Origin of the sequence: Salinicoccus hispanicus, from assembly GCF_009831115.1 — a bacterium.
GTDB classification, from domain to species: Bacteria; Bacillota; Bacilli; order Staphylococcales; family Salinicoccaceae; genus Salinicoccus; species Salinicoccus hispanicus.
On record NZ_WUUK01000004.1, the window covers coordinates 125,779 to 152,054 of the forward strand.

The 26,276-nt window shown below is 44.3% G+C and carries 28 protein-coding genes; 19 read left to right on the forward strand and 9 right to left on the reverse strand.

The annotated features are described in order from the left end of the window. Positions 1-195: 195 nt before the first annotated feature. The 9 genes from GQ671_RS10465 (at position 196) to GQ671_RS10505 (ending at position 7,922) form a co-directional block, all read left to right on the forward strand. Positions 196-768 carry a thymidine kinase gene (locus tag GQ671_RS10465; protein ID WP_160656733.1) on the forward strand — a complete coding sequence of 191 codons (573 nt, stop codon included), beginning with the start codon at positions 196-198 and terminating at the stop codon, positions 766-768. Between the two features lie 124 nt (positions 769-892). Beyond that, positions 893-1,558 (forward strand): PepSY domain-containing protein, encoded by a 666-nt coding sequence (locus tag GQ671_RS10470; RefSeq protein WP_160656736.1) that lies wholly within the window; start codon positions 893-895, stop codon positions 1,556-1,558. 140 nt (positions 1,559-1,698) lie between these two features. Next, entirely contained in the window at positions 1,699-2,376 is a 678-nt protein-coding gene (locus GQ671_RS10475) for a response regulator transcription factor (RefSeq protein ID WP_160656739.1), read from the forward strand. Between the two features lie 4 nt (positions 2,377-2,380). Beyond that, positions 2,381-3,754, forward strand: a complete 1,374-nt coding sequence (locus tag GQ671_RS10480) for a sensor histidine kinase (protein WP_160656742.1) — start codon at positions 2,381-2,383, stop codon at positions 3,752-3,754. Next, positions 3,738-4,436 (forward strand): PepSY domain-containing protein, encoded by a 699-nt coding sequence (locus GQ671_RS10485; protein ID WP_160656745.1) that lies wholly within the window; start codon positions 3,738-3,740, stop codon positions 4,434-4,436. The genes GQ671_RS10480 and GQ671_RS10485 overlap by 17 nt, the downstream gene beginning before the upstream one ends. Positions 4,437-4,559: 123 nt before the next feature. Next, on the forward strand, positions 4,560-5,297 hold the full coding sequence (locus GQ671_RS10490) for a methionine ABC transporter ATP-binding protein (protein WP_160656748.1): 738 nt from the start codon (positions 4,560-4,562) through the stop codon (positions 5,295-5,297). Continuing rightward, positions 5,290-5,973: a methionine ABC transporter permease gene (locus GQ671_RS10495; protein WP_160656751.1), complete on the forward strand. Its 684-nt coding sequence runs from the start codon at positions 5,290-5,292 to the stop codon at positions 5,971-5,973. The genes GQ671_RS10490 and GQ671_RS10495 overlap by 8 nt, the downstream gene beginning before the upstream one ends. 21 nt (positions 5,974-5,994) lie before the next feature. Next, complete coding sequence (locus GQ671_RS10500) at positions 5,995-6,840, forward strand: MetQ/NlpA family ABC transporter substrate-binding protein (protein WP_211364912.1); 846 nt, start codon at positions 5,995-5,997, stop codon at positions 6,838-6,840. A gap of 74 nt (positions 6,841-6,914) precedes the next feature. Further along, positions 6,915-7,922 (forward strand): PTS sugar transporter subunit IIC, encoded by a 1,008-nt coding sequence (locus GQ671_RS10505; protein WP_160656754.1) that lies wholly within the window; start codon positions 6,915-6,917, stop codon positions 7,920-7,922. 77 nt (positions 7,923-7,999) lie between these two features. Here the strand turns inward: GQ671_RS10505 and GQ671_RS10510 are convergent, their stop codons facing one another. Beyond that, positions 8,000-9,352 carry an MFS transporter gene (locus GQ671_RS10510; RefSeq protein ID WP_160656757.1) on the reverse strand — a complete coding sequence of 451 codons (1,353 nt, stop codon included), beginning with the start codon at positions 9,350-9,352 and terminating at the stop codon, positions 8,000-8,002. A 22-nt stretch (positions 9,353-9,374) separates the two neighbouring features. Further along, positions 9,375-10,478: a 5-methyltetrahydropteroyltriglutamate--homocysteine S-methyltransferase gene (locus GQ671_RS10515; protein WP_160656760.1), complete on the reverse strand. Its 1,104-nt coding sequence runs from the start codon at positions 10,476-10,478 to the stop codon at positions 9,375-9,377. Between the two features lie 114 nt (positions 10,479-10,592). Here GQ671_RS10515 and GQ671_RS10520 point away from each other — a divergent pair, with 114 nt between their 5' ends. From GQ671_RS10520 to GQ671_RS10530, 3 genes are all read left to right on the forward strand, one after another. Continuing rightward, positions 10,593-11,501 (forward strand): LysR family transcriptional regulator, encoded by a 909-nt coding sequence (locus tag GQ671_RS10520; RefSeq protein WP_160656763.1) that lies wholly within the window; start codon positions 10,593-10,595, stop codon positions 11,499-11,501. A 100-nt stretch (positions 11,502-11,601) separates the two neighbouring features. Then, positions 11,602-12,267: an HAD family hydrolase gene (locus GQ671_RS10525; RefSeq protein ID WP_160656766.1), complete on the forward strand. Its 666-nt coding sequence runs from the start codon at positions 11,602-11,604 to the stop codon at positions 12,265-12,267. Positions 12,268-12,340: 73 nt separating this feature from the next. Beyond that, positions 12,341-12,670: a hypothetical protein gene (locus GQ671_RS10530; protein WP_160656769.1), complete on the forward strand. Its 330-nt coding sequence runs from the start codon at positions 12,341-12,343 to the stop codon at positions 12,668-12,670. A 21-nt stretch (positions 12,671-12,691) separates the two neighbouring features. Here the strand turns inward: GQ671_RS10530 and GQ671_RS10535 are convergent, their stop codons facing one another. Further along, complete coding sequence (locus tag GQ671_RS10535; protein WP_160656772.1) at positions 12,692-12,859, reverse strand: hypothetical protein; 168 nt, start codon at positions 12,857-12,859, stop codon at positions 12,692-12,694. Positions 12,860-13,128: 269 nt separating this feature from the next. Here GQ671_RS10535 and mqo point away from each other — a divergent pair, with 269 nt between their 5' ends. Continuing rightward, complete coding sequence (gene mqo, locus GQ671_RS10540; protein WP_160656775.1) at positions 13,129-14,637, forward strand: malate dehydrogenase (quinone); 1,509 nt, start codon at positions 13,129-13,131, stop codon at positions 14,635-14,637. Between the two features lie 99 nt (positions 14,638-14,736). Here the strand turns inward: mqo and GQ671_RS10545 are convergent, their stop codons facing one another. Continuing rightward, entirely contained in the window at positions 14,737-15,429 is a 693-nt protein-coding gene (locus GQ671_RS10545) for a DUF1129 family protein (protein ID WP_160656778.1), read from the reverse strand. A 39-nt stretch (positions 15,430-15,468) separates the two neighbouring features. Then, positions 15,469-15,630, reverse strand: coding sequence for a hypothetical protein (locus GQ671_RS10550; protein WP_160656781.1), 162 nt, complete (start codon positions 15,628-15,630; stop codon positions 15,469-15,471). A gap of 142 nt (positions 15,631-15,772) precedes the next feature. Between GQ671_RS10550 and proC the strand changes: the two genes are divergently transcribed. Next, complete coding sequence (gene proC / locus GQ671_RS10555) at positions 15,773-16,561, forward strand: pyrroline-5-carboxylate reductase (protein ID WP_160656783.1); 789 nt, start codon at positions 15,773-15,775, stop codon at positions 16,559-16,561. Between the two features lie 243 nt (positions 16,562-16,804). Beyond that, entirely contained in the window at positions 16,805-17,074 is a 270-nt protein-coding gene (locus GQ671_RS10560) for a glutaredoxin family protein (RefSeq protein ID WP_160656785.1), read from the forward strand. 94 nt (positions 17,075-17,168) lie between these two features. Here the strand turns inward: GQ671_RS10560 and GQ671_RS10565 are convergent, their stop codons facing one another. Both GQ671_RS10565 and GQ671_RS10570 read right to left on the reverse strand, forming a co-directional pair. Further along, positions 17,169-18,296, reverse strand: a complete 1,128-nt coding sequence (locus tag GQ671_RS10565) for a trans-sulfuration enzyme family protein (protein ID WP_160656787.1) — start codon at positions 18,294-18,296, stop codon at positions 17,169-17,171. Position 18,297: 1 nt separating this feature from the next. Next, positions 18,298-19,392: a PLP-dependent transferase gene (locus GQ671_RS10570; RefSeq protein ID WP_160656789.1), complete on the reverse strand. Its 1,095-nt coding sequence runs from the start codon at positions 19,390-19,392 to the stop codon at positions 18,298-18,300. 606 nt (positions 19,393-19,998) lie between these two features. Between GQ671_RS10570 and GQ671_RS10575 the strand changes: the two genes are divergently transcribed. The 3 genes from GQ671_RS10575 to GQ671_RS10585 all read left to right on the forward strand — a co-directional run bounded on the left by GQ671_RS10575 (position 19,999) and on the right by GQ671_RS10585 (position 22,340). Beyond that, positions 19,999-20,763, forward strand: coding sequence for a hypothetical protein (locus tag GQ671_RS10575; protein ID WP_160656791.1), 765 nt, complete (start codon positions 19,999-20,001; stop codon positions 20,761-20,763). 29 nt (positions 20,764-20,792) lie between these two features. Further along, a complete protein-coding gene (locus GQ671_RS10580) occupies positions 20,793-21,617 on the forward strand; it encodes an SDR family NAD(P)-dependent oxidoreductase (RefSeq protein WP_160656793.1) in 825 nt (274 codons plus the stop codon). Positions 21,618-21,716: 99 nt separating this feature from the next. Continuing rightward, positions 21,717-22,340 carry a hypothetical protein gene (locus GQ671_RS10585; protein WP_160656795.1) on the forward strand — a complete coding sequence of 208 codons (624 nt, stop codon included), beginning with the start codon at positions 21,717-21,719 and terminating at the stop codon, positions 22,338-22,340. A gap of 77 nt (positions 22,341-22,417) precedes the next feature. Here the strand turns inward: GQ671_RS10585 and GQ671_RS10590 are convergent, their stop codons facing one another. After that, the gene (locus GQ671_RS10590) at positions 22,418-23,779 is read right to left on the reverse strand and encodes an MBL fold metallo-hydrolase (protein WP_160656797.1); all 1,362 of its coding nucleotides are present in this window, start codon (positions 23,777-23,779) and stop codon (positions 22,418-22,420) included. Positions 23,780-24,012: 233 nt separating this feature from the next. After that, positions 24,013-25,032, reverse strand: a complete 1,020-nt coding sequence (gene argF / locus GQ671_RS10595; protein WP_211364913.1) for an ornithine carbamoyltransferase — start codon at positions 25,030-25,032, stop codon at positions 24,013-24,015. A gap of 221 nt (positions 25,033-25,253) precedes the next feature. Here argF and guaC point away from each other — a divergent pair, with 221 nt between their 5' ends. Continuing rightward, complete coding sequence (gene guaC, locus GQ671_RS10600) at positions 25,254-26,237, forward strand: GMP reductase (RefSeq protein ID WP_160656799.1); 984 nt, start codon at positions 25,254-25,256, stop codon at positions 26,235-26,237. Positions 26,238-26,276 lie beyond the last annotated feature (39 nt).

The window sequence follows — 26,276 nt, forward strand, 5'->3', positions numbered from 1 at the left end:
ATCCTAGTATTTCAGTCAAGAATAAACGCTGGAGGTTTTAAAGTAAAGCAGACCTTATACATAAATGTAATTGTTCTGAACCAGAAAAGCGGTTATAATATTGAAGCATTATGATGCCGGCTCTGACAAGTTGGACCGGCACCTATAAATGGAATCAGAAAAGCGCCTTGCATAAGGGAAGTCGGAGGAATTCAAGTGGCTAAACTATACTACCGGTATGGGACGATGCAGAGTAACAAAAGCAATCAGATCATCACCACACATCACCAATATACAACGCAGGGCAAGCAGTGCCTTGCCTATTCCACGCCTGTAGATACAAGAAGCGGTTATAGAAAAATCAAATCCAGAATCGGCCTTGAGCTGGTATGTGAATATATAACAGATACCATATATGAAGATGTGAAGACCATTCATGAAAGGAACAAGGTACATGCGGTGGTTGTCGACGAAGCACAGTTCCTGTCCAAAAGAGATGTCCATCATCTGAGTGATATCGCAGATGATCTGGATATCCCTGTCATCTGCTTCGGTTTGAAGACGGATTTCCGCAATCAGCTGTTTCAAGGCAGTCAAGTACTACTCGAGCTCGCCGACGCCATTGATGAGCTGAAAACGATCTGCCAGTTCTGCAATAAGAAGGCGACCTTGAATATGAGGCTCCTTGATGGCAGGCCGACGAATGTCGGGGAAACGATCCAGATCGGCGATGAAGAATATGTGCCGGTCTGCAGAAAATGCTACAAGGAAAGACTGGGCCTGGACTGAGAAAACCGTCCAGCTTTAATTAACAGAACTCAATGCCGCTCTAATCAACCTTTAATTTTTTATTAACCGTCCTTTATGGATGACCTTCTATACTGAAATTATAAACAGATAGGAGGCGTTATGAATGAAATTGAAAAAGAATCACTTGCTGGCAGGAAGTCTGATTTCAGCGTTGATGCTCGGTGCATGTTCAAGCGCAAGCGCAGACGCGGATCTTGATTGGCAAGAGGACAGTAACGAAGGTACAACGATTGTAAATAACGGTTCAAAAAACAGCAAAGTGCAGATGGAAGCCCAGCAGGCAGTGGACAAGGCAAAAGAACAATTTGATGGTGAAGTCCAGGAAGTGGAACTTGATGAGGATGACGGCAGATACTACTACGAAGTGGAACTTCAGAATGGCAAAGAGGAGTATAACGTTGATATTGACGCTGACGATCTGACTATTCTCGAGGAGTCATTCGACCAAGATGATGATGACCGTGATGACGTGAACGATGACAATGACCGTGATGACGATGTGAACGGTGACGATGACCGTGATGACAATGCAGATGACAATCGTAATGACGACACAACCCAATCCACACCTGCAAATGGCAGTTCCTCAGGCGGAAAAATCATTTCTTCAACCGAGGCATTGAAAATTGCCCAAAATGAAGCAGATGGTGAAGTTTCTGAATGGGACTACGATGATAAAGAGTATGAAGTTGAGCTTATTTCGAACGGTGAAGAGTATGAAATGACAATTGATGCAAAAACTGGTGATGTCATCGAATTCGATGACTGAAGTAGGTAAAGTATGGGCCTGGAATTTTTCCAGGCTTTTTTAATTGAATTTTAATGATTCTATAACGAAAAATGCAGCACTTTGCTATATACTTGGTGTAATAGTAGCCGATTTGCATCAAGACAACAAGGAGTGCTTATATGGAAAAGATTCTGATTGTTGAAGATGATGAAAAAATCGCCCGTGTCATCCAGCTGGAATTGGAACATGAAGGGTACGAAGTGGCAATCGCATATACAGGGAAGGCAGCGCTTGAACAATACGAGATCGCATCTTTCGACCTGATCCTTCTTGACGTCATGATTCCCGAACTGAATGGACTCGAGGTCCTTCGACGTGTCCGACAGAAAGATGATAAGATACGCATCATCATGCTTACTGCCAGAGATGCTGTCATGGATAAGGTGAGTGGTCTGGATTCGGGGGCAAATGACTATGTCACCAAACCATTTGAAATTGAAGAGCTTCTGGCCCGCATAAGGACACAGCTCAAACAAAGGATGATGTCACAGGAAGCCGTTGACCAGGAGATGACATGCAGACATCTCAGAATACTGCCCATGGCCCGTGAAGTGTATATCCACGATGAGCTGGTCTATCTGACCCAGAAAGAATACGATCTGCTTCATTTTCTGTTGACGCACAGAAACCAGGCACTATCAAGGGAACAGATTATAGAAGCGGTCTGGGGTTATGATTACTATGGGGACACCAACACCGTGGATGTCTATGTCAGATACCTGCGCAAAAAGCTTGATCGTGACGCCCCATCCATCATTGCAAGTGTCAGAGGTATCGGCTATATGGTGAAGGAATGAAACAATGAAAATCGGGACAAAAATCCAGTTGTATACAACGGTGATGACATTGATTGTCGTCATCATCATCAATCTGTTCGTCTATTACTCCTATCGGCATTTTTCATTGGAAGCGGAAATGGGACAGCTTGAAAATCGTGGGTTCAATATCATGCAGGAAATACAGAACGCAAATGATAGCGGCATCAATGCTGAAGCGGTGCTCCAGGCCTATCTGCTTTCTGATGGCTATATCACTATCATTGATAGTGAAGGTAACCCTGTGGTACGCATTGCTACAGAAGCGGAATATGCTGACCTTTCGATGCCCTACAGCACAGCTCAATATGCAGAGGCGGTTGATCATGAGCCCCATCATTTTGTAATGGTATCCCTTCCGATCATCTGGGAGAATGGGCAGATTCATGCACTTCAGATATATGAGAATGTCGGTTTCCTGCATGACACATTTGAAATTCTACGCTGGATTCTCCTGCTGTCGACTGGACTCATATTCATTGTCATATTTCTGCTGAATCGGATCATTACAAATTTCATTACCCAGCCGATCAACAAACTCATCAACAAGATGAATAGAACAAACAATACTGCGAAGTACTCGATGCTGGAAATCGACCGCAAAGATACCAGGGAACTCCAGGAGCTTTCCGGAGCCTTCAACAATATGATGAAGTCACTCAAGATTCATGATGAAAATCAACAGGCTTTCATCATGAATGCCTCCCATGAATTGAAGACGCCGATTACAGTAATCAGTTCCTATAGTGAAATGCTGTCGCGTTTTGGTAAGACCCGTGAAGATGTACTCGATGAAAGCATCCATGCCATCAGTGATGAAGCGAGAAGAATGAAATATCTGACCGAGCAGCTTCTGAGCTTCGCCAAAGTGAATACAGGCAGAGAAGAAATCATCCGCAGACCTGTACATATTGTTGAGCTAATCCGGGACATCGCTGTGCGCCTGGAGAAGGTATACCAGCGGAATATTCACGTGCATACGAATCATGAGGGGCTGCTGGCTCACGTGGATGTGGATACTTTCGATCAGTTGATCAAGATATTCCTGGATAATGCCTACAAGTACAGCTCGGATGACATCGCTATTGATGTGCTGGCTCACGGTTCTTCGGTTGAAGTGGCGATAAAGGACATGGGTATCGGCATTCCGAAAGAGGATATTGAACATATTTTTACTCGCTTCTACCGTGTTGACAAGGCGAGAGCCAGAAAGACTGGAGGATCCGGGTTAGGTTTGTCGATTGCGAATGAACTGGCGAAACTGAACGGTATGGATATCCAGGTGGAAAGCGAGATGGGTGTCGGAACGACTTTCAGACTGTTCATGGAAAGTGGGAATGAGGATGAAGAGAACAACTAGGCTGCTGATTGCTGCAATGGCTGTTGTACTGGGCTTTGTGATTGGTACCGTATTACTGGTGCAGTCGCAGTCGGAATCACTGGGGGAAGATACGATCAGAGCGATGGTCACTGACCGGTACAGTGGTCAGATCAGAACGATAGAAACGGAAGGTGGCCAATATATTGTCCATGTAGAAGATGAAGGCTTCGAGTACGAAATCACCATGGATAGGGAGGATGGCAGCATCACTACCATGGAATCCAGAAAAATTGCTGCAGAGGAATCAATTGAAGAAAGCACAGAGACGGAAGGTACTTCCGAAACAACTGTTGAGGGATCGACAGAAGCCCCAGTAGAGGAAGCAGAAGAAGAACCGGAAGAGGAATTGACGGTACAAATGACTGAAGCGGAAGCCAAGACATTGGCTTTTGAAGAAGTCGGCGGACAGTTTGTCCATGTCGCCCTGAATGAGGAAATCCACCCGTCCGAATACCAGGTCATACAGCTGGTGGATGATGATGATGAAGGTGCACTCGTTTCCGTCAACGCCCAATCGGGGGAAGTCGTCAAAGTGTTGTGGTTTTCAATTGATTTTGAAGATATTACAGACATAGAAGCATTTGCTCGGGAGCTTCAGAACTACAATAAGCAGTATCAGGACGACTACTATATTGAATTTGATGATGACAATGATGATTAGTCCCTTCGGAAATGTTATCCTGAAGGGGTATTTTTTTTGCATTCATCCATTTTGCATCAGCTTATATGATATTATTGAATTCTGATAGCGATTGAAGGAATTGAGATCGGGGAGGTGCGCATTATGATAGAGATGATGGGAGTTTCCAAATCCTTTGCAGGCAAGGATGGTCACTTCAAAGCAGTGGACGATGTAGACCTGTCAATCAAGGATAGGGAGATATTCGGCATCATTGGTGAGAGCGGTGCCGGCAAGTCGACGCTGATGCGTTTCATCAATGCCTTGGAAACACCAGACTCCGGCCAGGTCATAGTCAATGGCGTAGTGGTCGATAAACTGCGTGGAAGAAGTTTGAGGAACCATCAGAAGAATATCGGGATGGTGTTTCAGCATTTCAACCTTTTGGCAAACAGAACAGTGGCTGAGAATATCCTTCTGCCTTTGAAACTGCATCAATATGATCAGGCATTGACCATTGATGAAGTGCTGGAATTTACCGGTCTTGCCGATAAGCGCAGCAGTTATCCTGCTGAACTTTCCGGAGGGCAGAAGCAGCGTGTTGGCATTGCAAGGGCGCTCATTACACGCCCTCATATACTGCTATGTGACGAACCTACGTCTGCTCTCGATGAGAACACGACTTATGAAATTGCCGATGTTCTCCATAAGGCCCAGAATGAATACGGTATGACTGTCGTCATCGTGACCCATGAACTGGGTGTAATCAAGGCTTTGTGCCATCGGGCGGCAGTTCTGGAACACGGGAAGCTGGTGGATACCATAGATGTCGTACAGGGGAATAGTACGCGGTCTGGACAGTCATACTACAAGCGTGTATTGGAAGTGTTGAAAAATGAATAGTTTCAACCTCTATTTCGAACGTGTCATCGAATATGCACCCAGGCTGTCTGAGAGCCTATTCGAAACTGGAATCATGATGATATTTGCAATGGTTGCCGCAATTGTTCTGGGGCTTCCCCTTGGTACACTGCTGTATCTTGCTTCCAAGGGCAAACCAATGGAAAACAAGTTTCTATACCAGCTGGCAAGCATATTCGTCAATATTGTCCGTTCGTTTCCGTTTCTCCTGCTGGTCGTCGTCATGCAACCGCTGATCCGTCTGCTATACGGACGGGCAACAGGAGATCCCGTTGCGGCTTCGTTTCCCATGATGCTTATTGCTATTGCGCTTTACGCAAGGTTTGTAGAACAGTCCTTGCACGATGTACCGAGGGGCGTGACAGAAACCGCCCAATCCATGGGAGCCACCACTTTTCAGCTGGTATGGAAGTTTCTGTATGTTGAGGCAAGGAGTTCTCTGATCATCGGCTTCACTACTGCCTTCGTCAGCTTCATTTCCTATTCCACCATCATGGGTGTGGTGGGTGGCGGGGGTATCGGTGATTTTGCCATTCGATACGGATATCAGAGGTACGAAACAGATATCATGTATACCTCGATTGTCGTAATCATCATATTCGTTGTCCTGGCTCAATGGATGGGACTGAAGATTGCAAGGAAACTGGATAAAAGATAAAAAGCAAAGGAGATGGATCATATGTTGAAAAAAGGATTGCTGTTGAGTAGTTTGACACTGCTTCTGGCCGGATGTGGCGGAGGACAGGAAAGTACAGAAGAATCGCAGGAGGGCGGTAGTGCTTCCCAGGATGAAGTCGTCATACAAGTCGCTTCCCATCTCCCTCCAATGACGGACATTGTAGAGATCGCAGGAGATGCCATCGAAGCGCCCTACGAAGTCGAACTGGTTGAAGTATCGGATAACATCCAATACAATGAAGCTCTTCTTAATGAAGAAGTAGATGCCAATTTTGCGCAGCACGAACCTTTCATGGAGATATTCAATGAAGAACGCGACGGAAACCTGGTTGCGCTTCAGCCGATCTATAATGCAATCGTCGGGTTCTATTCCCCTGTATATGATTCGATAGAAGCGCTGGAAGATGGGGCAGAGGTTGCCTTGCCTTCGGATGCCACAAATGAAGCCCGTGCATTGATGATACTGGATCAGCATGGCGTCATTACTCTGGCTCCCGAAGCCGAGCATAATGCAAGTGTCGATGATATCGAGGAGAATCCGCATAATCTTGAATTTACACATATTGATCTTCTCAACCTGACAGGCGCATATGAAGACGGTCTCGAACTCGTGTTCAATTACCCGACATATATTTCAAGCATCGATCTCACACCGGAAGATGCGATACTGCTTGAAGAGGATGAGGACAATACATTTGCCATCCAGCTTGTTGCACGTGAAGAAACCCGGGATTCAGAAGCGATACAGGCGCTCAAAGAGGCCTTCACTTCACAGGAGGTATATGATTACCTGAATGAACTGAGTGAAGAAGGCCACCTTGAACCGGCTTTCGAAATGGAAGAATAGTGTGGGCATATTGAGCATGAATATGCCGAAACCGTTATATCATCATGGATATCGGTTGAAATAGAGGAGAAGAAATGGAACAGATAGTTGGTATCGGATTACTAGTACTTTTACTCACTTTTTTTACCGTCTTTACTTACTATGCGCCACATGGCGATAAAGCAATGGGGGCACTTGCCGCAGCCGCTATTGCCACGTTTCTGGTGGAGGCACTTCAATCCTTTGTGATCGGGGATATATTCAGTCTTGGCTTCTTTCAGGAGGCAGGCACTGAAGCAGGGCTTCTAAGCGGTGTCATAGTTGCTTTTCTTGTTGCGTTGACAATGGGCGTCAACCCGCTGAATTCTGCAATCATTGCGGTGTCTTGTGGGGGCATCGGCCTCATACCAGGCTTCTTTGCAGCATATCTCATATCTTTCGTTGTAAAGTATATGGAGCGCAACATTCCCAATGGTCTCGATTTTATCGTAGTCGTCATAGTCATCGTGCCGATCACCCGGCTGATTGGTCTGCTGCTTACCCCGCTGGTGGATGCATCACTGCTTAATATCGGCAACATCATCGTAGTTGCAACAGAGGCCAGTCCGATTCTCATGGGTCTACTGCTCGGTGGAATCATCACTGTGGTCGGGACATCCCCTCTCAGTTCGATGGCGCTTACAGCCCTTCTCGGGCTTACAGGCATCCCGATGGCTGTCGGAAGTCTGGCAGCATTCGGCTCTGCATTCATAAACGGCACCCTGTTCCACAAGTTGAAAATAGGAAACATGAAATCTGTATTATCAGTAGCAGTGGAACCATTATCCAAAGCAGATGTCGTTTCTGCCAACCCTATTCCGATATACATTACGAATTTCGTCGGGGGCGGACTGAGCGGCGTTGTCATCGCCTACTCAGGGCTTGTCAATGATGCACCGGGAACCGCGACACCCACAGCCGGACTGCTTGTTCTGTTCGGCTACAATCCTGCGATGCAGGTCATCATATATGCAGTAATTGTAGCAGTGATTTCAGGTGTCATCGGTTATATCGGCAGTCACTTCTTCAGAAACTATCCTGTCAGAAATACGGATTTCGACTAGAGTTTCAAATAGAACTGGAAACATATGAGAACTTGAAAAGCACATCAGCCTCTGCTGATGTGCTTTTCATATTGGAGCTATACATTCGATCCAGACACACTGGACACAACTTCTTTTTGGACCTTGTCTGTCTGCTTTTCCTGGACCAGCAGCAGTGCGGTGAAACCGATCAGACTCGGGATGGCGAAGGCCATGAACGCTGTCTGGGGCGACAGGCTGGTCATGAGTACCAATCCGATCAGTATGGGAGCACAAATTGATCCGAGGCGTCCGATACCTACTGCCATGCTCAGTCCGGTGCCCCTGATGTCAGCTGGATAGAACGTGCTGATATAAGGATTGACAAGGTTCTGTGTACCGCCCGTACAGGCGCCGCCGATGGCAATCAGAACGTACAACAGCAAAGGTGTCTGTGTGACGCTCAGGGCGACGAAACTGGCAGCACCGATGAGATACATCAGGAGAAGCACGTTGCGGTGGCCAATGCGGTCTACGAGGTAGCCACCAGCCAGCGAACCGATGATCTGTCCCACTGCGAGTATCAGAATGAACGAGAGACTTGAGGCGACGCCGAAACCGGACTCCATCATGATGGTTGGAAGCCATGTGTTTAGACCATAGATCATCATAAGACAGCTGAATACCATGATCCAGAAAGCTACGGTGGTGAGGGCACGTCCTTCGCTGAACAGCTTGTTCAAAGGTACGCCCCTGCCCGCTTTGGCCGCAGATGCGAATTCGAAATGATCTGTTGCCTGATAGTCGCCTCGGGGATCGATCCGATTAAGAATGTCTGCGACCTTATCTCCCTGATTTCTTGATAGGTGATAGGACAGTGATTCAGGAAACTGCTTCAGGAAGAACGGCAGTGATAAAAGCGGCAGAACGCCAAGCCAGTACATAAAGCGCCACCCGAGTGCCTCAAGCAGCACCATGCCGATGATGGAAGCAAAGATGGCCCCGAAGGAATAGCCGCAATACATGACAGCCACGATCATCGCCCGGTTCTTCTTCGGCGAATACTCGGTCATCAAGGAGATGACGACAGGCATCAGCCCACCCATGCCCATGGAAGCGATGAAGCGCATGATGATGAAAACTGTCTCGTTCGGTGCAAATCCAGCAAGCATGTTGAAGAGGCTTATGATGAATAGACATAGCGCGAGCACTCTTTTACGTCCAATGATATCTGAAAAGGATCCGAGGATGAATGTGCCGGCCATCATGCCGATCAGTGCATAGCTGCCGAGTGCTCCACCCTGGGCAGCACTGAGGCCGAAATCTTCGGTCATCAGCGGTAGGCCAATGCCATATAGAGCGATATCAAAGCCGTCGAAAGAGATTGCAAAGAAACACCATATGAACACAAGCAGATGGAACTTGTTGAAGCGGCTGTCATCGATGACTGTTTCCAGTTGGACTGTGCGCATTGCTTTCCTCCCTATTATCTATTCAGGACCAGATGTCCTGTGCAATTTCCACTACATGCTGGAGTTTTTTCCATTGTTCTTCCTCGCTTAGCAGATTTCCTTCCTCAGTAGATGCAAAGCCACATTGAGGGCTGAGCGCCAGCTGCTCCAGAGGAACATATTGTGTCGCTTCTTCAACTCTTTTCTTTATTTCATCCTTGTTCTCGAGATCTCCATGCTTTGAAGTGATGAGGCCGAGTACAATGGTGAGATCATCACGATTGACATGACGCAGTGGTCTGAAGTCGCCTGCACGGTCACTGTCATATTCAAGGAAGAACGCATCGATATTGAGCTTGCCGAAAATCTCTTTTGCCACCGGTTCATAACCGCCGGAGGAAATCCATGTAGAACGGAAGTTGCCGCGGCAGATGTGCATTGTAATCTTAAGGTCTTCCGGTCGATTAGCAACAGCCTTATTCAAAGTTTCAAGATATTTCTGCACAAGATGGTCCGGATCTAGGCCCTTACTTTTCAACTGGGCTTTCTGTTCTTCTGAGCAGAGGTACGCCCATGATGTATCATCGAGCTGCAGATAGCGGCAGCCTGCTTCATAGAATGCGTTCAAGGCTTTCTCATAAGCTTTTGCCAGATCATCGAAAAATACATCTTCATCCGGATAGATGGCTGGATCGATTTCTCCACGGAAGTGCAGCATGCTCGGGCTTGGAATCGTAAATTTTGCATTATGGTCTCCTGCCTGCTTGGATACATACTTCAGGTCCTCAAGCATCGGGTGATCGTCGAAGTCGAGTTTACCTGTCACTTTGATGGCTCTTGATTTAGTCGTTTTCTCCTTGAAAGCAATGCCTTCACCGGACCAGTAGCCTTCTACGCCGGTAAGACCTTCAAGAAAGTCGAAGTGCCACCATGAACGGCGCAGTTCTCCATCTGTGACAGCTTCCAGTCCGAGAGACTTCTGCTTTTCGATGATTCTGCTGATCTCTTCATTTTCAACTTGTGTCAGTGCTTCTTTGCTGATACCACCTTCCGAAAACTGTTTTCTTGCTTCTTTGAGCCTCTCGGGACGCAGCAGGCTCCCCACGTGATCTGCTCTATATACTTTCTTTATATTCAATGTATTCATGCAATCCCTCTTTCAAAATGATATTGTATAAATCCTATCATGCATATAAGATATAGTGTAACGGTTAAATATTATAGTTGGCTATGCCTATTGGCTATAACAAAGGAGGATGTCATGAAACTTCAGCAGCTGAAATACTTTATAGAAGTCGTATTGAGCGGGTCCATCAATGAGGCGGCCAGAAGGTTGTATATATCTCAACCTACACTATCAAAAGCAATTAAGGAACTGGAGAATGAGCTTGGAATCGTGCTCTTTATAAGAACATCCACAGGAATTTCCCTATCACGTGATGGGGCGGAGTTTCTGAGCTATGCCCGTCAGATCAATGAACAGGTGGAGCTGATGGATCGACGTTATTTCAATGCTGAACCTTCACAGCAGCTGTTCTCCGTATCATCCCAGCACTATTCCTTTGTGGTGGATGCTTTTGTTGATATGATCCGCAAATATGGAGGGGATAAATACCAGTTTGCCATCCGGGAAACAAGAACTTATGAAATCATAGATGATGTCAAAGATCTGACAAGTGAAATTGGTGTGCTCTATATCAGTGCCTTTAATGAAAAGGTACTGCTTCAGCTGATCAGTGAGAAAGGACTGGAGTTCACTGAGCTCTTTGAAGCGAACCCTCATGTGTTCATCAGCAGAAGCAATCCATTGGCTAAAAAGAAGTCAGTGACTCTTGAGGATCTCGAGCCATATCCAAGACTTGCCTTTGAACAGGGGGAATTCAATTCCTTCTACTACTCGGAAGAGATTTTCAGTACGATCCAAAGTCTCAAAAGCATACAGGTCAGTGATCGGGCAACTTTATTCAATCTGCTCATCGGTCTTGACGGCTACACCATTTCAACAGGAATACTCAGTGAAGATCTCGACAGCTCAGAGATCATCCAGGTACCACTGGAAGTGGAAGATACGATCAAGGTAGGCTGGGTAGTCAATAAGAAGGTCGAACTCAGTCGCATGGCACGTCTTTATCTTGAGGAACTGAGGGATAGGACCTGGAATATGCGATGATGTTTCACGGGAAACCATTTGATACAGAACTTATGTTTGTATGGTAGAATGGAAGCAAATGTTCGTATAATAATTACTGCAGTGGAAAGGGATATGTAATATGAAAGTGGCTTTGTTTGATTTTGACGGCACCTTATATCCGTATGAGACATTTAATGTTCTGATGGAACGTCTGAAACGCCATCCCAGATACAAAAAAAACTACAGCCGGTTCGTACGCAGGTTTGCGCCCGTCTATTTTGCATACAAAATGAAGATGATCAAAAAATCGAGGATGCAGAGTAAAGCAATGGAATACTACCTCCTCTCCTTCAAAAAGAATACACGGAGCGAAATTGAGGCTTTCTTCAAGGAAGTTGCCGGCGAGATGATTGAGGATCTGAGAGCACCGTTGATCGGGAAAATGAAGCAGCTGAAGCAGGAAAACTATTATATAATGCTGATATCAGGCGCCTTCATTCCCTTGCTTGAAGCAGTATTCAAAGGGTTTGATATAGATTGCATCGTCGGCTCGGAAATAAGGTATAAGGGCGAGAAGATCGATTATAAATCACGCTTTGAACGTGTATATGCCGATCGGAAAATCGATATCATCAGGCGTCATTTTGCAGATAAACAGGTGGATTGGAAGAACAGTGAGGCATATAGCGACAGTTATACAGATCTGAAAATGCTCGAACTGGTCGGCAGACCTGTAGCAGTAAAGCCCGATGAAAGACTGAAGGCTGTCGCTGCCAGAAACCAATGGCAGATCCATACCGACTAGGTTGAATATTGGTCACCGGGTATGATGACGTGATACGATGAGATGGCAAATCAGATTAATGGAGTGTGATAGAATGAGTTTGATTGATATAGATACAAATGAATTGTACCCAACAGAAAAACTGGGTCCCTCAATAGAAGGCACTATCATCTATAAGGTAGGCGATCAGACCCACTTCAAAGGTGCTTACATCACTACAAATGAGCGTATGATCATGAATGTGGATATGAATGGTGAACCATATAGACGCTTCTTCAGCTACCAGGATATACTGCAGGCGACCATCGAAAACAATACGCTTTTCATCGAGTTTCCTCAAGGTATGGGAAAAGTGGCAATGATTGATGTTGTACAAGGTGATGTTGATGCATTCATCGAGTATGTAAATGACAAAGTGAAATAAGTGGTAAAAGACTCCGGGAGACTATTTTCCGGAGTCTTTTTCATGATTGGATTTTCTGTTCTTATATCTATCATATAGATGTCTGGCAAACATGATAAGGAGATATATGAAGATACCTCCAAGCGCATTCGCCGGATCTGTGATCAGAATAAGAAAAAGGAAGAGCATTATCGGAGTGACGATAAACAAGGAAATGTACTTCATGAAGAACTCCTTCGGATTAGTAGTATGTCACATTATATCATGTGTATATGAGAGTCTTGAAACCCTTTTACATATTTATAAAAAAGAGTATAATTAACAGATAATAACCAATAGTTTTACAACTGATCATTCATTATATACCATCTCACGTTTGAGTGGGAGTATCAATGAAACAGGATGCACCTGGCATACTTATATCACTCGACTGGGGGCATCCATATATTTGAATTTTGATAAGGGGTCTTGAAGTTATTATGAAAAGTGTAATGAATAATACCGACGTCATTCTTATTGGAAGCGGAATCATGAGTGCTACACTGGGAACGCTTCTTAAGGAAATCAAGCCGGAATGGAACATTGAAGTATTTGAAAAACTCGAAGCAACGGCACAGGAGAGCTCGGATGCATGGAATAATGCAGGAACAGGTCACTCTGCCTTATGCGAACTGAACTATACACCTGAAAAAGCCGATGGTTCTCTGGATATTACGAAAGCAGTCCACATCAATGAACAGTTCCAGCTATCCAAGCAGTTCTGGTCTCATCTTGTTGAGAAAAAGATGCTCGAGAAGCCAGAGGATTTCATCATGCCTGTGCCTCATCTCAGTTTCGTAGAAGGCAGAAAAAATGTCGATTTTCTACAAAAACGTGTGAAAGCGCTGACTGCAAGTCCATTATTCGAAGGTATGGAGTTCACCGATGATATTAAAACGCTAAAAGAATGGATCCCTCTGATGATGCAGGATCGAAATACTGACGAACCGATTGCTGCAACACGTATTGAAACGGGTACGGACATCAATTTTGGTAATCTGACACGCAAGCTCTTCTCTCTTCTTGAAGACAAAGGAGTATCGCTTAATCTTGGTCATGAAGTGGAAGATATCCGTAGGACTGAAGGTGGAGAGTGGCAGGTCAGAGTAAAGAACCTGAAAACTGGGGGGACTGAATACCATACATCGAAATTCATCTTTATTGGTGCGGGAGGCGGCAGTCTGCCCCTGCTTCAGAAGACGGGCATACCCGAGTCCAAAAAGATTGGCGGTTTCCCCGTGAGCGGCATGTTCATGGTCTGCCAGAATCCAGAAGTTGTAGAAAAGCATAATGCGAAAGTATATGGCAAAGCCAAGGTTGGTGCTCCACCGATGTCTGTACCCCACCTGGATACACGTTATATTGATGGAAAGAAGACACTGCTGTTTGGACCATTTGCAGGATTCTCACCAAAATTCCTGAAGACGGGCTCATACTTCGATCTGATCGGCTCAGTTAAACCGAATAATATGTTTACAATGCTTTCAGCTGGAGCGAAAGAGATGGGATTAACAAAATATCTCATTCAGCAGGTAATGCAGTCGAACGAAGAAAAAATGAATGATCTGAGGGCGTTCATCCCTTCCGCCCAAAGTGAAGATTGGGATATTGTAGTGGCTGGCCAACGTGTCCAAGTCATTAAGGATACAGAAAAAGGAGGCAAAGGTACACTTCAGTTCGGTACGGAAGTTGTTACCTCAGAAGATGGCTCTATTGCAGCTCTGCTTGGTGCCTCTCCTGGGGCCTCTGTGTCCGTAGATGTTATGCTCGATGTCATGAAACGCTGCTTCCCCGAGGAATTCCCTGAATGGGAAGATAAGATCAAAGAAATGATACCTTCCTATGGCATAAATCTTTCGGAACAGCCTGAGGAGTTTAAAAAGATACACGAGACAGTGTCTGAAAAACTGAACTTGAAACCTCAGGAGGAAGGCGCACTGCTCAGTTAAAAAATATCCTGCAATGGAAGACATTGCAGGATATTTTTATATCAATACATGGATTGTACGGAAGTAATTGTTTATTTATAACGCCGAATGTTATAGATTTTAATAACGGTATGCGTTATTTCTTCTCTTGAAAACCACGATTCCAGCTATTATGAACGCTACACCCAGCAATATAATCAGAAACATGTTGATTTCCAGCGATGGTCCTATATCGATGGAAGACACGAGATAACTAAAGATGATATAGATTAGAAAAAGCCCTACACCCACGAGGAGGTATAAGCCGTACTCTTTCCAGAAGGACCAGCGTCTGAAAGCAATCTGGCGGTACACATAAAATATGAGATATATGAAAGCCACTCCAAACCCAGCAGTAATGATCATTTCCGTTATGAATGAAGGCACCCTTATAGTGGTTGTGAAAGGGGCGCTGTCAATTAGTCGGAAAAGCATTTCGATTGTGTAGTCGAATAGGAGGTTCACTCCTACAAGTATTATTGCGAGAATTCCTGCAAACTTGAGCACATTTCTCTTGGGCAGTCCTTCAATCAGATCATCTGCGAAAGCTTTATGATCACTACCAGTTACTGCTTCTATTCCCTTGCCTTCCCTTTGGGCCTGTATGATCTGCTTCAAAAATCTATTGACTGCTGCTTCCGTTTCCTGGTCTCGGGCAATAGTATTTACCCGAATATATGCAAGAATCTCCTCATATGCTTTCTTATAGCGTGGATCCATTTTTTCACGCAACCTATAATTCTCCTTACGTAGATCTCTTCCTGGTTCCGACATACTTATACCCCTTCCTTCATGTTATATGATGCCTGAGAGCTACTGGGTAGCCCTCCGTCTTCGGATGATGAAGAGTGTGGTAAAAATAACGTCGATGATGAACAGTGCGACAATGGCGTTAATTAAGCTGCCAGTAATCAGATATACACTGATAAATCCTAGTATGGGCATGATGAGAAATAGAAGGAAAAAAATATTCATGAATACAGCCCTTTCCATAATAATGTAAGATCAAGGCGCTCATTTGAGGATTATTATATCATTTGGAAGGTTTTATACAAATCATAAACAGTTGTGCAACAATACATGCTAAGATATTCAGTAAAGCTGAGGAGGCTGATCTATGGAGTACAGAATTGGATTCATCGGTGCAGGTAAAATGGTCAATCATATCGTCAATGGACTGCTTAAGGATTCCGGTATGCAGCATAATATCCTTGTTACAGGCAGAAACCTGGCCAAGCTTGAGAAATTCAAAGCAGACAAAGCCGTGGAAGTGAGTACGGACTATGGTAGACTGTCTGAATGCGACATCATTATCAACGGTGTCAGCTCCGACCAGATACTGGGCGTATTCAGTGAAGTCAAAGAACATACAAGAAAAGATGCGGTTCATATTTCCATTGCAGCGGGTGTCACCATTTCCGAGATGGAGACGATATTGCCGGATAGAAAAATCATTCGCAACATGCCCAACATTGCAGTGTCGGTACAGGAAGGTGTAATGGTCATGTCCGCTAATAAGCACCTGGCAGAAGCAGACCGGCAGTTGACGGATGATATATTCAGTAAAGTGGGAACGGTAGCCTGGGTAGAGGAATCATTGATGAAATATACCCCTGCACTCACAGGTTCTTCGCCAACCTATGGCTTCCTCATGATTGAAGCTATGGCAGATCAGGCAGTCAGCGTTGGTTTTCCGCGTCAACAGGCCTATATGCTTGCTGCTCAGGCGATTATAGGTGCCGCGAAACTTGTATTGGAGACAGAAGCGCACCCTGGGGTCCTGAAAGATCAGATTACAACTTCAGGAGGGTCTACAATACAAGGTGTCATGGAACTTGAGAATCAAGGTTTCAGAAACAGTGTCATTCAGGCAATGAAAGCTATAAATAATGCAAATGGAAAATAGCAGAACTTCGGTTCTGCTATTTTTATGTTTTCTTCTAAAAGATGTCATTTACTTTTTCAATTCATATTATTATAATATGTTATTAACTGCTGAGTCGTTATGATTTAATATAGGGACAAGAATTTTAAGGATGCATATTTCTGCTGTTCTTCAGAAAGTAGTTGATATGACGTAGCGGTATGGACAATCAGTATGAAAAATTGGTTTGCATATAAAAGATATGATTGGAAAAGAGGGATCAAGATGAATAAAAAAGTGAATGTTGTAGTATGGGAGAAACAAGATTGCCCGTATTGTGAAGAAGTAAAGCGTTATTTGACAGACAATGGCTTCGAATATCGGACTGTGGATATATCACGGCATGAGGCGTTAAGAGAAGTGCTCCTGATCAAATATGGTGTGGACGATGTACCGGTTGTTGAGATCGGCTTTGGTAACAGATTTGATGCTGTTACAGAAATGGGCATACCCAAGCTGGAGAAAACAATCAGACACTATAGGATGTCCAACTAGCATATTATCCATCGACTTTTATAGTGCCCGATGGAAATCGGAAAGACTATACAAAAAAACGACTGTCCCTCTTTTGAGCAGACAGTCGTAAAACCTACATATTTTTTAAAGCCTGACCAAAATCAGTTATCAGGTCTTCAATATCTTCAATGCCGACAGAAAGCCTGAACAGACCATCTGTAATTCCTTTTTCCACGCGTTCATCTTCAGGCAGGTCTTTATGGCTTGAAGTTTTAGGGTGGGAAAGGATGGACTCCACCCCTCCCAGACTGACAGATATGAGGGGTATGTTGAGCTGATCGGCAAAACTTTGGGCTTTATCCTCATTTTCAAGTCTGAAACTGATGACAGCGCCAGCGTGATTGGCCTGGGACATATGGACGCTGTCTTCTGCAGGATAGTAGACTTGTGCGATACTCTGATGGTCTTTTAGAAAATCGTATATCTTCTCTGTGTTTTCAGTAGACTGTTTCCATCGCAGGGTCAATGTTTTGAGATGCTGATTCAGCATCCAGCAGTCATATGTACCAAGACCCAGGCCCATAGCGACCTGAAGCTCCTGAAGCTGTTCACTGATTGATGCATCATTCACAACTACTGCGCCTGCAATCAAATCGCTATGCCCACTTAGAAACTTGGTGGCACTGTGTACAGCCATATCTGCTCCAAGCAAGAGTGGATTTTGACCAAGTGGTGTCATGAATGTATTGTCAACAATCACTTTAATCCCTCTGGGTCCAGCTATTTCTGCTATGCCCCTTATATCGGTTACCTGCAATGTTGGATTTGAAGGTGTTTCCATATAAATGGCTTTCGTATCATCAGTAATGGCGTCTGTAACGTTGGAAATATTGCTCTGATCTACAGAGGTGAAGTGTAATCCAAAGCGTTTCAGCACCGTTTTCACCAACTGGTATGTACCACCGTACATATCATCCGGCATTATGATATGGTCACCAGGAGAGAAGGTCATGAGCGCAGCACTGATTGCAGACATGCCGGAATTGAAGGCGAACGCAAACTTGCCGTGCTCCAGTCTGGCAAGCTTTTCTTCGAGTTTTTCCCTGTTCGGATTCGCATGGCGGACGTACAGGTACCCTTCTTCCGAGTCGAGGCTCGGACGGAGGAATGCGGTCGAATAGTACAATGGCTGATTGGCGGTCTGGTAATCCACTCCGCGCTTGCTATCTATTATCATATCGGTCTCTTTTGAATAATCCATCTTATGCCCCTTTCTTTGCTTTGGCAAGCGCCTGTATGAGGTCTTCCCTGATATCATCAATATTCTCCACACCTACGGATAGTCTGATCAGCTGCTCATCTATACCACGCTTGATTCTTTCTTCATCCGGCATGTCGGCATGTGTTTGCGTAAAGGGAAAAGTGATGAAAGTTTCAGTACCTCCCAGGCTTTCTGCGAAAGTACAGACTTTTATATTCTCTAGGAATGCGCCCACGTCGTATTCCTCTCCAAGTCTTAGACTCATCATTCCAGTACGTCCGGAATACAGCACCTCATCAATTGCAGCATGGTCAGAAAAATACTCGGAGAGTGCCTGTGCATTTTCAGTCGATCGTTCCATTCTCAAATGCAGTGTTTTCAATCCTCTCAGTAGCAGATACCCATCAAAAGGCGAAAGGGTCGCACCAATCATGTTATGGTGCATCGACAGTGTATTGCCAAGTGCTTCATCCTGTACTGTCACAACACCAGCAAGAACATCATTATGGCCCCCAATATACTTTGTGGCCGAGTGGAGTACGATATCGGCACCTTCTACAAGGGGTTTGTAGTAGAAGGGTGTCAGGAAGGTATTATCAATGATTGTCATAATGTCATGTTCCTTGGCCAGCCTATAGATTGGTGCAAGGGCGACTTCAATCATTGATGGATTTGTAATCGGTTCAATGAAGAAAGCCTTTGTGGCACTATGGATATGCTTTTTAACCTCTTCAATTTCATCAAAATCCACGTATATGAACTTGATACCATATTGTTCTTCATAGAACTCGAAAATCCTGAATGTACCCCCGTAGAGATCAAAGCTGACAAGGACTTCATCCCCAGGTTTGAAAAGATTGCAGACAAGCTGTATTGCTGCCATGCCGCTTGATGTAGCAAAAGCATGACTGCCCTGTTCCAAATCCGCAAAAGCCTCTTCAAAATGTGATCTTGTCGGGTTCTTGGTTCTTGTATAGTCAAATCCGGTCGACATGCCAAGCTTCTCATGCTTATAGGCGCTCGCCGTATAGATCGGACTTGTTGTCGCTCCCGTAACATCTTTAGTCATTCCAATTTGTGCGAGTTTCGTTTCCATAGTGTTCCTCCTATTATATAAATAAAAGCTTTCATCCATCCGCAGAATTCGTCTGCCGGAAGAACGAAAGCCAAACTCATCACATGCCACATCTCGTGGATGTATTATAGCTTACATCTCATCCATTATGTAATATTATGTTTCTGTAATGAGGGCAGACATCAGATTTAATGGCTGCTCTTGGGTTATCCTGACCTTCACTTAAATATATAGGCAGGAAAATCAATTATCAGTATCCACACTAAATTATTTATTTAGATAAATATACAAATTTATTGCATCAAAGTCAATCTATTGTCTGATACTTGAAAATAGTAGGAATACATCATGAAGCAAGTATAACCATGCCGGTACGAACGATGATTATGGTTTGATATACAATATTTATTTCACTATATTGGCATTACGATAAAATTGTATTCAATAATGTGATAATAACTATAAATAAGCCTGTTATAAGACGTTATATAAATAGTATAACGCATATAGCACTAGTGGTATATTGGCGTTGTGAAATAAAAATATCAGGATTCCTCCAATGCCATGGACAGCTATGAATATAATGTTATAATAATGGTAACTATAGTTATGGGAGAAGGATCAATTATGAAGGAAATGAACCAGACAGTGTATTATACAACGGCTCAGATGAAAGATAAGGTCGAACTATCGGACCAGAATGTTCGTAAATATGTAAGGCTGCTGGAAGACAGGGACTACGAAGTGGCTAAAGATGAACATAATAGAAGGCTCTTTTCACAAGGAGACGTAGCTGTGATGAAGGAATTCATCAGGCTTGCAAAACAGCCCGGATATACACTGGAAACAGCAGCCGATGAAATCATAGAAAAAGTGCCTGATATTGTTACAGAGAAGTCACAGAACATTCCCGCAAGCGTTACTAATAACGATATCAACCACATGCTTGGTGTTGTTATGGATAAACTGGAAACAATGCAGCAGGAAAACAGGGAACTCAAGGATAATGTACATAGACTGGTCGAGAAACTTGACGAGTATGGAAAGTATTCACAGACGCTTTCTCTACAGTATAGTGGCAGTAGCGATGAGGAGCAGCCTGCAGATGCCATCTCTTCTAAAGACTCCACGGATGACCTTTATGAAGATGCAGCATACGAAGAACCGAAACCAGCAGATATCAGGGACGAAGAGGAAATTGGAGAAGAAACTGCGGCAAGCGACTTTGGTACTCAATCGGATGAAGCATCATCCAATATTGATATGAACAGCTATGCCGATACGGAAAATGATCAGAAGGAAGAAGAACCACAGACTGAAGAACCAGCCAACCAGAGTACGGAAGAAAAAGGTGGATACTTCAGCAAGCTGTTCAGTATGTTCAAGAAATAGGGTCATTTTTATAGGAGTGGAGTTTTAATATGCCAAAAGTAATATGGATTACAGGTGCATCAAGTGGGTTCGGCATGGCAGTGGCCATGAAACTATTGAAAGAGACTGAGCATATCATCTGTGTGAGTGCCAGAAGGGCCCACCTGCTCGATGTTCTTGTCAGACAGGGAGCGCATGCTTACCCTGTTGATGTTACAAGAAGTGATCAGCTGGCAGAGGCATGCCATTCCATACAGGATGATTTCGGTACAATTGATGCAGTACTTGTGAATGCTGGTTTTGGTTTGTACGGTACTATTGAGGAAGTGCCGGAAGACGCTGTCAGACGCCAGTTTGAAGTCAATGTTTTCGGTGCAGTGGAGACGATGCGTAACGTGTTGTTGCCTATGCGTAAGCAGGGGGCAGGGCGCATCGTAGTGACCAGCTCTTCAGCGGCACACGTTTCAAGTGCCGGTATGGGATACTATGCTGCAACAAAACACAGTATCAGAGCAATTGGTACAGCTTTAAGGCAAGAGGTGCAGGACTTGGGGATTGAAGTGGTCATGGTGGAACCGGGCATCGTCAAAACATCTTTTGGCCAGGTTGCTCTGGATGAAAACTACATGGCGGTCGAAGGATCGGATTATCATGGACAGATGGAACAAGTGAAAGCGTTCATGCTGAGTGCTTTCACTCGGGCGCCTGGTGTTGAGCGGACAAGAGACATGATGGTGAGGGCTTTGCTCGATCAGCGTGTAAAACCGGTCTATCGTACAACTCCAGGTTCTCTTGCTTTAAATTTTGCGAGCAAAGTCTTTCCACCGGCATTGTATGATGCAGTTGTAAAACAAGCAATCAGAAGAATACGCTAGGACGCTTCAAAAATTCCTGGAAGCACCAGGCTTTCATCAAATTGAAATACATGTCATCATTATAGATATCATCAAATTTATTTGAATGGGAATGATAGCATGTTTGAAACTTTTACCCTTGGCGGTCTTGCCATCCCTTCGATCTATATGGCAATTCTGCTATCGCTGGTTGTCACCTATCTGATGCTATGGGATTCAGAGGAAAAGAGGACCCTGTTCAGTAGATGGGTCAATGCCCTCATAATTTTGTTTCTGATCTACAAGATTACATACCTCTTTTTCAATTGGAATGCATTCACTGACAATCCTTTTGGGGTATTCTACTATGATGGAGGCGCTCAGGGACTCCTGATTGCTCTAATGGCAGCATTCCTGTATCTGTTCTACCAGTCGAAGGGCCTTTTCTATGTAGAGGCATATTGCATCTTTGCAGTTTCTTTCCTCACTTTCCAAGGTATTCTGGAATTCAGGACCCTTATGCAATGGCATTATATCGCTCTTGCAATTATAACGCTTGCCGTACTTGTTTCAATCTACTTCATATGGCGCCGTTTCAGAGTAATATTTATTCTTTCCATAACGATATTTCTAATGCATCTAATTGCAAGGTTCTTCATATATAGTGGCCCTGAGTTTGTAGGCATAAGCATCATCCAGTGGTGGATTATATTGAGCCTGGTATATTCCGTACTTACAACCGTCAAGGATGCTGAGAGTGAATAGATCAATTTGAAGGCCCCGGTTCATTGAACCGGGGCCTTTGTCATGCTTGATGAAATTTCACTGTTGCTGGGAATCAGTCAGTTTATCGCTTTTTTAATACCGATATAGCCTTTTTCAACATTGACGGCATTTTCATATCCACGGGCTTTAAGTACACTCAGAGCAATTGCTGAACGCACTCCGGATTGGCAGTGAACATAGATTGTGTCGTCTTTGCTGAAAGGCAGGTCTTTTTCGTCGAGATGACCGAAATGTATATGGTATGAATTATCGAGATGACCTGATTTGTATTCGGAAGTAGAGCGTACGTCCAGGATTATTTTATTTTCATGATTCTGTACAAGTAATTCAGGTGAAAGATTTTCATAAGTGTCATCATAGTATCTATCTGCATCTTCTATAGGCACAATCAGCTGCAGATTATCGAACCCTATGGAGGCCAGGTCTTCCTGTAGTGTCTTACCATCTCCAGGATTGGCGATTACAGTCATCGGCGCATCATAGTCGATGTACCATCCGGCAAATTGAAGAAACTTGCTGCTGTATGGCACGTTTATGGAACCTTTTCTGAAGCCTTTTCTGAAATCTTCCTTGTTTCTCAGGTCGAATATCTGGCCTGAAATCACATCAGGAGAACCGACCTCAACTTCCTTCAACTTAAATTCAGATAATCCGTCCCTGTTGATTCTTTTCATCTGGGAGAAGTAGCTTGGCGGCTCTGGCTGATCGCTGGTCAGTTCCTGAATGAAAGCTTCTTTGTCCTCATATTTGAACACCCAGTTATTTTTTCGTTCATATCCCAGTGTTGAAAGTGGTACTGCGCCAAGGGACTTGCCGCATGCACTACCTGCACCATGGCCTGGCCAGATCTGCATGAAACCTGGGTAGGCATGAAGTTTTTTCAGTGAATCGAACATGGCATCGGCGCCTTCTTCAGTCGCACCTTCCATACCTGCTGCCTCTTCGAGCAGATCCGGGCGACCGATGTCACAAACAAACAGAAAATCTCCAGTAAACATCCCCATTGGTTCTTCGCTGCCGGCTCCACGATCTGTAAGGACGAATGAAACGCTCTCAGGGGTATGGCCTGGTGTATGAACGACTTCCAATTCCACACTGCCTATTTTGATCTTGTCCCCGTCTTTCAGATACTCAGTTCCTTCAGGCATGTTGCTATACTTCCAGTTTTCATCACCTTCATCGGATACCATAATCTTGGCGTTGAAACGCCTGCCGGTATCCCTCAGACCAGATGCAAAATCTGCGTGGATGTGTGTTTCTGTTGCCAAGGTGATGGTGAATCCTTCTGACTCTGCAACTTGGGCATATTCATCAAGAACACGTTTAGGATCAATAATGATCGCTTCTTTCGTTTTCTGACAGGCGATCATATAGGAAGTTTGAGAGAGTTTCTGATCATAAAATTGTTTGAAAAACATTCATGTCACTCCTTGGTTTGTATTTGGATAGGATGCTTTTCAGTGCAGTTGCAATTACGCCTCTGTTTCTTTGTGGAGGATCAAGTTCGCTGCATAGACATCCTCCCTATAAACATGGGCTACTTCCCAATCATAAACCGCCTGCTTTTCCCTTGCAACAATGAGCAGTATGAGGAATCTGGTTATATGATTTCTTCAATACGCGAAGAAGAGCGACTGTCAAAGTCGCTCTTCTAATAGACATCGCCGCACGTAGCGGCAAGTAGTGCTTTAATTGTATGCATACGGTTCTCAGCTTGTTCAAATACTTTGGAATAGCCACTTCTGAAAACATCATCCGTCACTTCCAGACCATGGACGCCGAACTTTTCATAGGCGAGCTGACCGACATCAGTCGTTGTATCGTGTATTGCCGGTAGACAATGGAGGAAGATTGTATTCTTGCCCGTCATGTCTACGAGTGCCTGATTGACCTGGTAGGGATGAAGCAGGTTGTAACGTTCTTCAAGAGCATCTTCTTCACCCATTGAGCACCAGACGTCTGTATAGATGACATCACTGCCTTTGATTCCTTTTTCTACATCTGATGTAATCAGGGACTTGCTGCCTGACTGGTGCTGCAGGTCCTTGGCAAGCTTCTGGACCGATAGTGTCGGCTGCAGTGATTCCGGTGCCACTATATTGATGTTCACCCCGAGAATGGCACCTGTGATGAGCAGGGAATGGGCAACATTGTTTCTGCCATCTCCAACAAAGGTGACTGTCTTGCCATGGTACGTACCGAGGTATTCTTTGATGGTCAGAAAATCAGCAAGCATCTGTGTCGGGTGCCATTCGTTTGTCAGTGCATTCCAGACGGGGATGTTTGCGTGCTCACCGAGTGCTTCGACTGTTTTCTGTTCAAACCCTCTGTATGCAATACCGTCGAACATGGTCCCCAGTACTTTAGCAGTGTCTTCAACAGATTCCTTAGCGCCAAGCTGCATATCGTTTTTATTTAAGTATTCTACATTTGCGCCGAGTTTACCTGCAGCGACAGTGAATGCAGAACGTGTGCGTGTGGACTGCTTCTCGAATATCAGTGCAATATGCTTGCCGCTCATGAAGCGGTGAGGAATACCATGCTTCTCTTTGGTCTTGAGATCTTCTGCAAGATCGATCAGTGTTTCAAGCTGATGCTTATTGAAATCATATTCCTTCAAAAAATTTTTGCCATAGAAACTGATCAGGTCTAATTGTTTCGCCGCCCCCAAACCATCATCTCCTTAAAAAATTGATTAAAAGTAATTATACATTAATGTAGCATAAAATCAAATAAATATTTAAAATAATGCATAAAAATTTATTTTAATCATCTATTTTATAAATGTATCTTCTGAACTTGACTTTGAACCCGAAATGTCATAAACTACCGAATGGCGAACATATTAATTAATTAATAACAATAATATTCGTATTTTAAGGAGAATTTTTAATGGAAAATGTTTTTGATTACGAAGATATCCAGTTAATTCCGAATAAATGCATAGTAGATAGCCGAGCGGAATGCGACACATCAGTCACTCTCGGCAAACATACATTCAAATTGCCTGTAGTGCCTGCAAATATGCAGACAATAATTGATGAGACGATTGCACTCAAGCTGGCCGAGGAAGGCTACTTCTACATCATGCACCGCTTCCAGCCGGAAACACGCATGGACTTCATCAGATCGATGAAAAATAAAAATCTTATATCTTCAATCAGTGTGGGTGTAAAAGAAGAAGAGTTTGATTTTGTTGATGCACTGAAGCAGGAGACGCTCGTTCCCGACTATATTACAATTGATATTGCTCATGGACATTCAAACAGCGTCATCAGAATGATCCAGTACATCAAGGAACAGCTGCCCGATACATTCCTGATCGCAGGAAATGTAGGCACGCCTGAAGCAGTTCGTGAACTGGAACATGCTGGTGCGGACGCAACAAAGGTTGGCATCGGACCAGGAAAGGTATGTATTACGAAAATAAAAACAGGATTCGGTACAGGCGGATGGCAGCTTGCTGCCCTCAGATGGTGTGCGAAGGCAGCAACGAAGCCGATTATTGCGGACGGTGGCATCAGAACGCATGGGGATATCGCTAAATCAGTCCGTTTCGGTGCTTCAATGGTCATGATCGGTTCACTGTTTGCAGGACATGAGGAATCACCGGGGGAAACTGTCGAGCGCGATGGTAAGAAATACAAGGAGTACTTCGGTTCCGCATCCGAGTTCCAAAAAGGTGAAAAGAAGAACGTCGAGGGCAAGAAGATGTTCGTGGATTACAAAGGACCACTCAGTGATACGCTCAATGAGATGGAACAGGATCTGCAGTCTTCCATTTCTTACTCCGGCGGGAGTACATTGGAGGCCATCCGTACTGTCGACTACGTGATGGTGAAGAATTCAATCTTCAATGGAGATAAAGTATATTAGATGCAAAAGAGCCATTCACTTGTGAATGGCTCTTTTTAT

Bases quoted from the DNA above. Each gene is read 5' to 3' on its own strand.
- GQ671_RS10470 (WP_160656736.1), top strand. From the start codon at position 893: ATGAAATTGAAAAAGAATCACTTGCTGGCAGGAAGTCTGATTTCAGCG.
- GQ671_RS10475 (WP_160656739.1), top strand. From the start codon at position 1,699: ATGGAAAAGATTCTGATTGTTGAAGATGATGAAAAAATCGCCCGTGTC.
- GQ671_RS10480 (WP_160656742.1), top strand. From the start codon at position 2,381: ATGAAAATCGGGACAAAAATCCAGTTGTATACAACGGTGATGACATTG.
- GQ671_RS10485 (WP_160656745.1), top strand. From the start codon at position 3,738: ATGAAGAGAACAACTAGGCTGCTGATTGCTGCAATGGCTGTTGTACTG.
- GQ671_RS10490 (WP_160656748.1), top strand. From the start codon at position 4,560: ATGATAGAGATGATGGGAGTTTCCAAATCCTTTGCAGGCAAGGATGGT.
- GQ671_RS10495 (WP_160656751.1), top strand. From the start codon at position 5,290: ATGAATAGTTTCAACCTCTATTTCGAACGTGTCATCGAATATGCACCC.
- GQ671_RS10500 (WP_211364912.1), top strand. From the start codon at position 5,995: ATGTTGAAAAAAGGATTGCTGTTGAGTAGTTTGACACTGCTTCTGGCC.
- GQ671_RS10505 (WP_160656754.1), top strand. From the start codon at position 6,915: ATGGAACAGATAGTTGGTATCGGATTACTAGTACTTTTACTCACTTTT.
- GQ671_RS10510 (WP_160656757.1), bottom strand. From the start codon at position 9,352: ATGCGCACAGTCCAACTGGAAACAGTCATCGATGACAGCCGCTTCAAC.
- GQ671_RS10515 (WP_160656760.1), bottom strand. From the start codon at position 10,478: ATGAATACATTGAATATAAAGAAAGTATATAGAGCAGATCACGTGGGG.
- GQ671_RS10520 (WP_160656763.1), top strand. From the start codon at position 10,593: ATGAAACTTCAGCAGCTGAAATACTTTATAGAAGTCGTATTGAGCGGG.
- GQ671_RS10525 (WP_160656766.1), top strand. From the start codon at position 11,602: ATGAAAGTGGCTTTGTTTGATTTTGACGGCACCTTATATCCGTATGAG.
- GQ671_RS10530 (WP_160656769.1), top strand. From the start codon at position 12,341: ATGAGTTTGATTGATATAGATACAAATGAATTGTACCCAACAGAAAAA.
- mqo (WP_160656775.1), top strand. From the start codon at position 13,129: ATGAAAAGTGTAATGAATAATACCGACGTCATTCTTATTGGAAGCGGA.
- GQ671_RS10545 (WP_160656778.1), bottom strand. From the start codon at position 15,429: ATGTCGGAACCAGGAAGAGATCTACGTAAGGAGAATTATAGGTTGCGT.
- GQ671_RS10550 (WP_160656781.1), bottom strand. From the start codon at position 15,630: ATGAATATTTTTTTCCTTCTATTTCTCATCATGCCCATACTAGGATTT.
- proC (WP_160656783.1), top strand. From the start codon at position 15,773: ATGGAGTACAGAATTGGATTCATCGGTGCAGGTAAAATGGTCAATCAT.
- GQ671_RS10560 (WP_160656785.1), top strand. From the start codon at position 16,805: ATGAATAAAAAAGTGAATGTTGTAGTATGGGAGAAACAAGATTGCCCG.
- GQ671_RS10565 (WP_160656787.1), bottom strand. From the start codon at position 18,296: ATGGATTATTCAAAAGAGACCGATATGATAATAGATAGCAAGCGCGGA.
- GQ671_RS10570 (WP_160656789.1), bottom strand. From the start codon at position 19,392: ATGGAAACGAAACTCGCACAAATTGGAATGACTAAAGATGTTACGGGA.
- GQ671_RS10575 (WP_160656791.1), top strand. From the start codon at position 19,999: ATGAAGGAAATGAACCAGACAGTGTATTATACAACGGCTCAGATGAAA.
- GQ671_RS10580 (WP_160656793.1), top strand. From the start codon at position 20,793: ATGCCAAAAGTAATATGGATTACAGGTGCATCAAGTGGGTTCGGCATG.
- GQ671_RS10585 (WP_160656795.1), top strand. From the start codon at position 21,717: ATGTTTGAAACTTTTACCCTTGGCGGTCTTGCCATCCCTTCGATCTAT.
- GQ671_RS10590 (WP_160656797.1), bottom strand. From the start codon at position 23,779: ATGTTTTTCAAACAATTTTATGATCAGAAACTCTCTCAAACTTCCTAT.
- guaC (WP_160656799.1), top strand. From the start codon at position 25,254: ATGGAAAATGTTTTTGATTACGAAGATATCCAGTTAATTCCGAATAAA.